Origin of the sequence: Moorena sp. SIO4A5 (assembly GCF_010672005.1) — a bacterium.
Taxonomy (GTDB): Bacteria; Cyanobacteriota; Cyanobacteriia; order Cyanobacteriales; family Coleofasciculaceae; genus Moorena.
On sequence record NZ_JAAHHZ010000025.1, the window covers coordinates 1 to 8,215 of the forward strand.

12 protein-coding genes and 1 pseudogene are annotated in these 8,215 nt (G+C 43.0%); 3 read left to right on the forward strand and 10 right to left on the reverse strand.

What is annotated here, in order from left to right:
- Both F6K57_RS09680 and F6K57_RS09685 read right to left on the reverse strand, forming a co-directional pair.
- Positions 1-184: pseudogene (locus F6K57_RS09680) on the reverse strand (ribulose 1,5-bisphosphate carboxylase); the annotation flags it as partial.
- A gap of 80 nt (positions 185-264) precedes the next feature.
- Entirely contained in the window at positions 265-390 is a 126-nt protein-coding gene (locus tag F6K57_RS09685; RefSeq protein WP_293066949.1) for a hypothetical protein, read from the reverse strand.
- A 249-nt stretch (positions 391-639) separates the two neighbouring features.
- Between F6K57_RS09685 and F6K57_RS09690 the strand changes: the two genes are divergently transcribed.
- Together F6K57_RS09690 and F6K57_RS09695 are read left to right on the forward strand one after the other, a co-directional pair.
- Positions 640-774: a hypothetical protein gene (locus F6K57_RS09690; RefSeq protein ID WP_293066952.1), complete on the forward strand. Its 135-nt coding sequence runs from the start codon at positions 640-642 to the stop codon at positions 772-774.
- 67 nt (positions 775-841) lie between these two features.
- Positions 842-3,034 (forward strand): polysaccharide biosynthesis tyrosine autokinase, encoded by a 2,193-nt coding sequence (locus F6K57_RS09695; RefSeq protein WP_293066955.1) that lies wholly within the window; start codon positions 842-844, stop codon positions 3,032-3,034.
- Between the two features lie 204 nt (positions 3,035-3,238).
- On the opposite strand, the gene F6K57_RS09700 is transcribed toward F6K57_RS09695, so the two are convergent.
- Positions 3,239-3,565 (reverse strand): DUF5615 family PIN-like protein, encoded by a 327-nt coding sequence (locus F6K57_RS09700; protein ID WP_293017330.1) that lies wholly within the window; start codon positions 3,563-3,565, stop codon positions 3,239-3,241.
- A complete protein-coding gene (locus F6K57_RS09705; RefSeq protein ID WP_293066958.1) occupies positions 3,549-3,788 on the reverse strand; it encodes a hypothetical protein in 240 nt (79 codons plus the stop codon). Before F6K57_RS09705 ends, F6K57_RS09700 begins: the two co-directional genes overlap by 17 nt.
- Before the next feature lie 130 nt (positions 3,789-3,918).
- Here F6K57_RS09705 and F6K57_RS09710 point away from each other — a divergent pair, with 130 nt between their 5' ends.
- Positions 3,919-4,083: a hypothetical protein gene (locus tag F6K57_RS09710; RefSeq protein WP_293023096.1), complete on the forward strand. Its 165-nt coding sequence runs from the start codon at positions 3,919-3,921 to the stop codon at positions 4,081-4,083.
- On the opposite strand, the gene F6K57_RS09715 is transcribed toward F6K57_RS09710, so the two are convergent.
- From F6K57_RS09715 to F6K57_RS09740, 6 genes are all read right to left on the reverse strand, one after another.
- Positions 4,074-4,616, reverse strand: a complete 543-nt coding sequence (locus tag F6K57_RS09715; protein WP_293023099.1) for a hypothetical protein — start codon at positions 4,614-4,616, stop codon at positions 4,074-4,076. The two genes, F6K57_RS09710 and F6K57_RS09715, sit on opposite strands and share 10 nt — an antisense overlap.
- A gap of 93 nt (positions 4,617-4,709) precedes the next feature.
- Entirely contained in the window at positions 4,710-4,880 is a 171-nt protein-coding gene (locus F6K57_RS09720; RefSeq protein WP_293023102.1) for a hypothetical protein, read from the reverse strand.
- Positions 4,870-5,568 carry a hypothetical protein gene (locus F6K57_RS09725; protein ID WP_293066963.1) on the reverse strand — a complete coding sequence of 233 codons (699 nt, stop codon included), beginning with the start codon at positions 5,566-5,568 and terminating at the stop codon, positions 4,870-4,872. The genes F6K57_RS09720 and F6K57_RS09725 overlap by 11 nt, the downstream gene beginning before the upstream one ends.
- Positions 5,549-6,382, reverse strand: coding sequence for an FkbM family methyltransferase (locus tag F6K57_RS09730; RefSeq protein WP_293066966.1), 834 nt, complete (start codon positions 6,380-6,382; stop codon positions 5,549-5,551). Before F6K57_RS09730 ends, F6K57_RS09725 begins: the two co-directional genes overlap by 20 nt.
- A gap of 523 nt (positions 6,383-6,905) precedes the next feature.
- Positions 6,906-7,748, reverse strand: a complete 843-nt coding sequence (locus F6K57_RS09735) for a class I SAM-dependent methyltransferase (protein WP_293066969.1) — start codon at positions 7,746-7,748, stop codon at positions 6,906-6,908.
- Between the two features lie 20 nt (positions 7,749-7,768).
- The gene (locus F6K57_RS09740; RefSeq protein WP_293066972.1) at positions 7,769-7,945 is read right to left on the reverse strand and encodes a hypothetical protein; all 177 of its coding nucleotides are present in this window, start codon (positions 7,943-7,945) and stop codon (positions 7,769-7,771) included.
- Between the last annotated feature and the right edge of the window lie 270 nt (positions 7,946-8,215).

The window sequence follows — 8,215 nt, forward strand, 5'->3', positions numbered from 1 at the left end:
GAACCGCTTCAATGCCCATGCGCTCGAACACAAGCTCACACTGAAAGGACTTACCCTCCCCCTTCCGTCCATGAATTCCCAGAATTAGAGGCACACGGACATGGGGTATATCAAGGAAGTTTTTAGTAATGTGAACCGCCAGTTTATCGATAAACCGGGGAGAAATGTAATAGTGCTGGGACATACAAACAGGTGCTCTGGTGATAATCTCGTCAAATCCGGCAATTTTTTAGCTGTCCGGCAAAATTCATCCCACACCTAATGCTACGCATTAGGTGTGGGATGAATTTTGCACAGGGTATTAATAAAATTGCTATAATACATTTTACTGATAAACAAAGCCGTTCGCGTAGCGTGGCCTACGGCCTTAAATGCTGGTTTGTCAGCCACCTACGTTCCTAAAAAACAGAACTTATTGTATTGTTCCGGCGCGGAGGGGCATCCCGTGTCGTTAATAAAGCTTACCGAGTATCCTAAGCGATGGCTGGAGTTGGTAAGAAGCCCACACTGTAATCTTCGGCGAAGCCGACGCTACGCGAACGATTCAGTGTGGGAGTATGTCACCCTATTGGAAATACTATTACAGTTTGTTGAAGGTTGAAGGTTTAACCTTCAACCTTCAAGATTCAACCTTCAACCTTGGCCAAAAGGCCACGCTACGCGAACAATCCAATTAACCCGATTAAACCTTCAACCTTCAACCTGATTAAACCTTCAACCCGATTAAACCTTAAACAACAAACAGTACTCAAATTGGCGTATTGGCACAATTGAGACTATTGGCTGGGCTAGGATATCCCTAAATAAGCATCAGGTACTTAAATTTTTTCTTGAGCTATTTATGGAATCTCCTGAATCCTCAAGGTTTGAACAATATTGGTGGATCCTGAAGCGACGTTGGCTACCAGCTTCCGGTATTTTTGTATCAGTTTCTGTGATTATGTCTTTGGTGGCATCATTCCAAAAGCCGGTATATGTAGCCCAAGGATTGCTGTTATTTAAGCGGCTTAATACGACGTCTTCAGTCACCGAGGTAGGTAAAGAAATCGGTATTTTACAACCTCTGGTAGACCAAAGTAATCCTCTAGATACAGAAGCCAACATCATGATGTCTGAGCCTCTGGCTCAAAAGACAATCACCGCACTAAATCTTAAAGATAATCAGGGTAAACCTTTAGCAATTAAATACTTTTTACACAATGTCAGTGTAACCAATATCCGGAAAACTGATCTTCTAGAAGTGTCTTACCAATCTCAAGACCCTAAAGAAGCAGCAGCAGTTGTTAATCAACTAATGAGTATTTATTTAGAAAATCACTTAGATTTTCAACGGACTGAAGCTGTAGCTGCTCGGAAGTTTATTGAGAAACAGTTACCTCAAGCAGAAGCTACTGTTAGTAAAACAGAAGCAGCTTTGCGTCAGTTCAAACAAGAGAATGAAGTGATATCCTTAGACGCAGAAGCTCGCTCAGCTATCGAAGTCCTGACAGATTTGCAAAAAGAAATTGCTCAAAATCAGTCTAAAATGGCTGATGTCAATGCCCAGTACGAATCGCTCCAACAACGATTGGGCATGAACTCCAAGCAAGCGATCGCTCTAACGGCTCTCAAGCAGTCTCCTGAGGTGCAGGAGGCACTCCAAGAATTGCGCCAAGTGGAAGTCGAACTGGCTCTTGAGCGTAACCGTTTCCAACCCACCCATCCCACAATTGCTAACTTAGAAAGTAAGGTAGCCAGCCTAAAAGGTATCCTAAACCAACGAGTTAAACAGGTTTCTAAGGCTAAGCCGAAACCTGCTAGCCAGCTTTTTCAACTCGGAGAGTTACAACAAGACCTGACTAAAGAGCTAGTAGAATTAGAAGCAGCTCGTTTAGGTTTGGCTAATCAGACAAAAGCCTTAGTCAATGCTCAAACCGCTTACCGAAAAAGACTTAACGATCTCCCTAGACTGGAACAACAGCAGCGCGAGTTAGAACGCCAACTTGATGTGTCCCAATCCACCTATTCTCTGTTGCTAAATAAGCTTGGAGAAATTCATGTAGCGGAAAATCAAAACATGGGTAATGCCCGCATTATTGCAGGGGATCAGGTGCCGATGATTCCGATTTCATCTGCTAAAATAGCCTATATTGCTGCTTGTTTTCAGGGACTGTTGGCCACCGCAGCAATTATTTATATTTTAGAAACCAGAGATAAATCTCTGAAAACGATTAAAGACGTTAAGCAATTATTTAAATTTACCTTGCTGGGTGTGATTACCCACTTTAGTAAATCTCAATTATTAAATCCATCACAGGAAGTTTTAGATCCATTTACGCCCCAAGTTATTGTTCGGAATACGCCTCGGTCTCCCATCAGTGAATCCTATCGGATGCTGCAAGCAAATCTCAAGTTTTTGAGTTCAGATAAAGCTCTCAAAGCGGTGACTGTGACTAGCTCCTTACCTCAAGAAGGTAAGTCAACGGTGTCTGCTAATTTAGCAGCAGTGATTGCTCAGCGAGGAAGTAAGGTATTGCTAATTGATGCTGATCTCCATAAGCCTGTTCAACATCGAATCTGGGATTTATCGAATGAAGTGGGCTTGAGCAATATGCTTGTTAATCAAGTTAAATTAGGGGATGCCATTAAACCAGTGAGCGAGACTCTGGATGTCCTGACCTCTGGAGTAGTACCTCCTAATCCAGCAGTGCTTCTGGATTCCGAGCGCATGGCTTCATTGATTAACCATGTTGCTAGTCGTTACGACTTTGTGATTATTGATACCCCTTCTTTAAACGTTGCTGCTGATGCTCCTATCCTAGGAAAAATGACCGATGGTGTGCTGTTAGTTTCCCGACCTGGAGTGGTCGATTCCGGTAGTGCTGCTTTCGCCAAGGGACTTTTGGAGCAGTCTGGTCAGACTGTTCTGGGCTTAGTCGTTAATGGCGTGATTCCTGATAATGAGCCTAACAGTTATTACTATTTTTCTCAGGAATACATTTCAGATGAGAGCGTTGCTCTTAATAGAATACTTGATGTTGCTAGTTATGAGTAATTAGATCATATAGCAAAGGGAGTCGGGAGTCGGGAGTCGGGAGTCGGGAGTCGGGAGTCGGGAGTCGGGAGTAGAGAGGACGATTGGGTGCATCTCCTAAAAGCTGTTTGACCTGATGGTGCGTTACGGGGCGGGCTGTTTCAACCAGGAACGAAGAGGCGGAAAATCAGGGCTAGCCCGCCCCTAACGCACCCTACGCAACTTTCAAGAACTTTTAACTTCAATCACTTCCCCCGGAGCAATTGTATTCAGAACGTTACGAACATCTGGTATCAGAGGAACTAAATCAGGGAGCCTATTGCTAGGTGCCACAAGAACAATGACTGCTACTCCAGCTTGCTGCAAGTTTTGCTGATAACGCAAATTTTGATCTGTAGTGAGTAGAACCGTGAAACCCTCCTGAATCATGAGCCGCAGCAACTCACCGTTCTTTTTTCCTGACCATCCCATCTCGACAACTGTGCGTATCTCGTAATCAGCAAGTTCGCGCTTTAAAGGTCGTGGGGCGCACTCATCAAGCAGGATTCGCATAGGCTGTCAGCATTTCCTTTGCCAATTCAAGGGCTGCGATCGCATGCTCACGGCTAACACTGGGAAAATGCTCTAAGAATTCGTCGAGTGGACTCTCCCCTGCCGGAAGTTCAACTTCAATTCCCTTTTCTTTAATTTCATTAATAGCATTTTTAGGTTCTAAGGAAATTGTCTTTCCAGCCAGTTCTAGAGAAACACCAAAAAATACTTTAGTATCTGACATGTTTTTGCTCCTTATTCAAAAATATTTAGTTTCAACAACTATCAATTTACAACAATTATAAATTAGACATTTACCATTGAATTATATATCATATATAAATGATATGTAAACCTAAGAGGTATTTTTTTTATTGGGCAATAAAACTCCGGATATCTTTCCCATCTTGCCTCTTGCTTCTTGCCTCTTGCCTCTTGCCTCTTGCCTCTTGCCTCTTGCCTCTTGCCTCTTGCCTCTTGCCTCTTGCCTTTTTAAGCAATTCGTGTGTTTACAACCGAGATACAAAGGCTATAGTTGATCGAGCTTAACGTCAGCTTCCGGTGGCACCACTGATTCTTCTGGAATCTTTGTTGTTGAAAGATTATCATCAGCCACAGGATTTCCATTTGCGTCCACAAAGGTTAAGCCTTTTTTAACAATGACACCATTGGGATAATCATCAGATTGGGGTACCGAAAATACGGTTACTTTAATCCCCCTCCTATCTTCAGGTTCCGGGATAGGTTGGAAGACATCAATCTTCAACTTCATTGCCAGTTCAGGAGCAACATCTTGGTTGGTTAGAAAACTGAAATCTTTAATATCAAAGGGAAAATCCTTGGCAAAATTGAAGGGAAACTCATCATTAATTGATCCAGTAGCCGTATAACAAGGATCTGGTGATGTACCTTCCGTAACAGTAATTGGTTTTGCCCACATATCAGATAATGGATGATTGTCAGATAAGGTGATGGGCAATTCTTCAGTAATGCTATAGGTAGTCTGTACTTCCTCCATAAACGTTGGGATATCGTTAATATCTTGATAATTAGGGATTTTCTGCTCTGCCATCGTATCTCCTGTTTATCTAAATTAAATTCAACCTATTGGTTAGTGGCTTTGTAAGCCGTCAGCCGTCAGCCGTCAGCCGTCAGCTTATTTTATTCAAAAGCCAACTAGCGTGGCACAGGCTTCTAGCCTGTGACCTAACCTATAAGCTGATAGCTGATAGCTGATAGCTGATAGCTGATAGCTGATAGCTGACGTTGCTTTTAATAGTTGGACATTAACCTTTGGTGGGGGACGCACCACCAGATAGCTGTAGTTATTTAGCATAAGCAGCATACCAACCAACGGCATCATTACTATCCGTGGCATCAGGATTGCCAAAGATAACAATTTCGGTTTGTCCATTGGGGGGAAATGAGAGGACAAAAAACTTAAGAGCAACCTTCTTGATTTTTAACAAGTAAGCTGTACCAGAAGCGCTAGTCGAATCAACCAGTAATTCCACCGTCTTGAAGGACAGCTTCAGTACACTCTGGAGAGGAAAACCGAGCACATCCCCACCAATTCCCGGTAGCCTCAATCCCACAAAGGTTGTTGCTTTTTCCTGGGAACCATCCTGATTCGGTTCCCAGATAATCAACAGATTAACCACAAACTGAGCTGAACCCGACAATGCCCCCAAACTGCCCAAATTAAACTCGAAGTTAAAACCAAAGCCACTGTCGGGCATAGAACCACTGCCCAAGGGAGTTTTAACCGTAAGATACCCTTTAGGCTTGTTATCGGGTTGAGCAGGGTCGAGATAGACGAAGTTAGTCAGCTTAAGGGGAAATTTGCTGTAGAGACTATGGGGGCGGGCTTTACTGCGAGCGAAATCAAAGGCAATTTGGCTGGGCTCCACACTAAAGGTGATATCCTGGGTACCATTGGTATGCTTGCAGTTCATCACAATACTCAGCTTTGAAAACTGGAGGAATTGTTCGTTATTAGCTAGCTCATCCAGTTTTTGCTGCAACTCCGCTGNCCCCCAAGTTGTGATGAGAGGAAGATATGGTGGGGTTAAGGCCAATGGCACGACGGTAAGCGATGATAGCTTGATCAAGCTGATTATTTGCTGTGTAAGCTTCCCCTAATTTATGCTGAAAGCCGCAGAAGTATTGTGCTTTTGCTGGTACTGCCAGTACATCAATTCTCTCAGTGTTGAGGCTGGTCTTTGGTTGTATTGGTTGTAACTCGTAATCATGTCGCTTCAGAAAATCGTAAATCTCTTGTCGATTCCCGAGGGTTCGTTTAAATACTTTCTCGTTAATCTCAATCACCATCCGAGGTTGATGTTGATAGATAGTCTCTTCGGCTCCTTTGAGGGCTTTTAACTCCCAACCTTCTACATCAAACTTGATCAAGTCTAGCTGGGTAAACTCAAAGGAATCTAATGGAACAGCGCGAATGGTTTGTGATTTCTCTGAATAGGAGCAAAAACTCTCTCCTGTATTCGGTCGAATCACCAAATTCAGGGTTTCTTCTTGGTCTGAAAGAGCATAGTTATAGGATTCTGCCCCTGGTACATTTAACGTGAGACATTCATAAGCTTCTGGGAGGGGTTCAAATCCTAACACTCGACCAGTTATCCCAACTTTATTCAAGTAAGCAATGGTGTGATCGCCAATGTTGGCACCAACATCTATGGCAACACCACCCCTTGGTATATGGGGTAAAATCTCCTTCAGCAGTGATTGATCGTGATCTAAGCGTCCTACTTTTGGGATTAATTGAGTCCTATAGGTATCATCTGCAATTAATGCAATACCATTCCAAAATTTGATTGCCATAGTTAGGTTTTAAAGGGAACAGGGAATAGGGAATAGGGAATAGGGAGTAGGGAGTCGGGAATAGGGAGTCGGGAGCAGGGAGTAGGGAGTAGGGAGCAGGGAAAAAATCCTGGGCTTTTCTAGAGTAGTTATGATAAATTAATAGCTAAAGTATAGGCAAAAGGCAAAAGGCAAGAGGCAAGAGTCATAAATTAGTCTAGTTTATTTAGTTTAGTTTATTAATAGTAGATGCCATTAGTCTAGGGGTGCATCTCATATTTGTAAAAAAGTTGCGTAGGGTGCGTTAGGGGGGCCTCATTTTCCGCCTCGTAGTCAGGGTTATGTTGCTGCCCGTAACGCACCACGGTGTCAAACAGCTTTTAGGAGATGCACCCTTAGTCTAGTTTATTATTTAAGAGTTTATCAAAAAAACTTTTGCCTTTTGCCTTTTGCCTCTTGCCTTAAAATTTGCCTCTTGCCTTCAAACTTTTGCCTGTTCCCTGTTCCCTATTCCCTATTCCCTATTCCCTATTTCCTATAATCCTCAAGAGACTTCTCTCATTTTAAGCCAAAAGGAAGCTCCTTGTTTACTAACACCAGTCATTTCAGGTAATTGCCAAAGGGATGACATGATGGTTTTTAGCTCTTGATCGTAAGCGATGAAAGCGTTTGGCAAAATAATATCAAATTTACTGCCTTCTGCCAAAATGTAGGCGGCTAATACATACTGTTCAGAATAATGGCGCTTGTCCCATTTTTGAGGATAATCATAGGGTAAAAAGATATCATGAAATTCGACAATGACCCCTGGCTTTAACTTGTAAAAAATATCTAAAAATACTACTGTGGCATCGGAATTCATAAATACCCGATGGGAATTATCGACAAATAATATATCCCCAGATTCCAGTTGATCAAAAATAGCAATATCGACAGTTTCGACGGGCTTTCTAATCACTTCATCACAGATTAAATCAACTTCTGCTCTCGGTTGAGGATCGATAGATATAATCTTAGTGTTTAGCCCACCATCTTTGATCGCTCGCCTAGCGAATTTTGTAGAGTTCCCTGACCCAACTTCCAAATAGAGTTTAGGCTTATTCAAACGAATAAGACTATAAAGGGAGACGGCATCAAGACCAGGGAGCCAAGGATTGAATAGTGATGGCTCGGGGGAGTGCTCTTTTATGGCTTTATTGGCAAATTTTCGCAGGGTTTCCTGGTATTGCAAAAAGCTATTGAGATAGGTTTTGTAAGTCTCTCTCCCTCGATTAATTATTTCATACAGTTTGGGATGAGGAGGCTTACCATAGCCATATCTCGATTTTTGATTTATGGGATAATCGAAATAGAGGAACGTGCCGTTATAGGATTTTTCAGTTTTCATTTTTAATAGCAGTTATCAATTTAGTGAGGTACTTTCTTCTTGGGGAGTCGGGAATCGGGAATCGGGAGTCGGGAATCGGGAGTCGGAGTAGGGTAGGTTGTTCGCGTAGCGTGGCCATTCGCGTAGCGTGGCCAATAGGCCAAGGCCAAGGTTAAAAGGTTGTTCGCGTAGCGTGGCCATTCGCGTAGCGTGGCCAATAGGCCAAGGCCAAGGTTGCCTCTTGCCTCTTGCCTCTTGCCTCTTGCCTCTTGCCTCTTGCCTCTTGCCTCTTGCCTCTTGCCTCTTGCCTATTCCCTACTCCCTACTCCCTACTCCCTACTCCCTATTCCCTACTCCCTAGTTTGCCTTGTTTTTCCAAAACCCTGGTCAACTGAGCGTTTACTTCATAATTTTCGGGTTGGATCTCGAGGGCGATTTGGTAGAAAATAATGGCTTGGTCTAACTGATTTTGTTTAACTAATGTATTG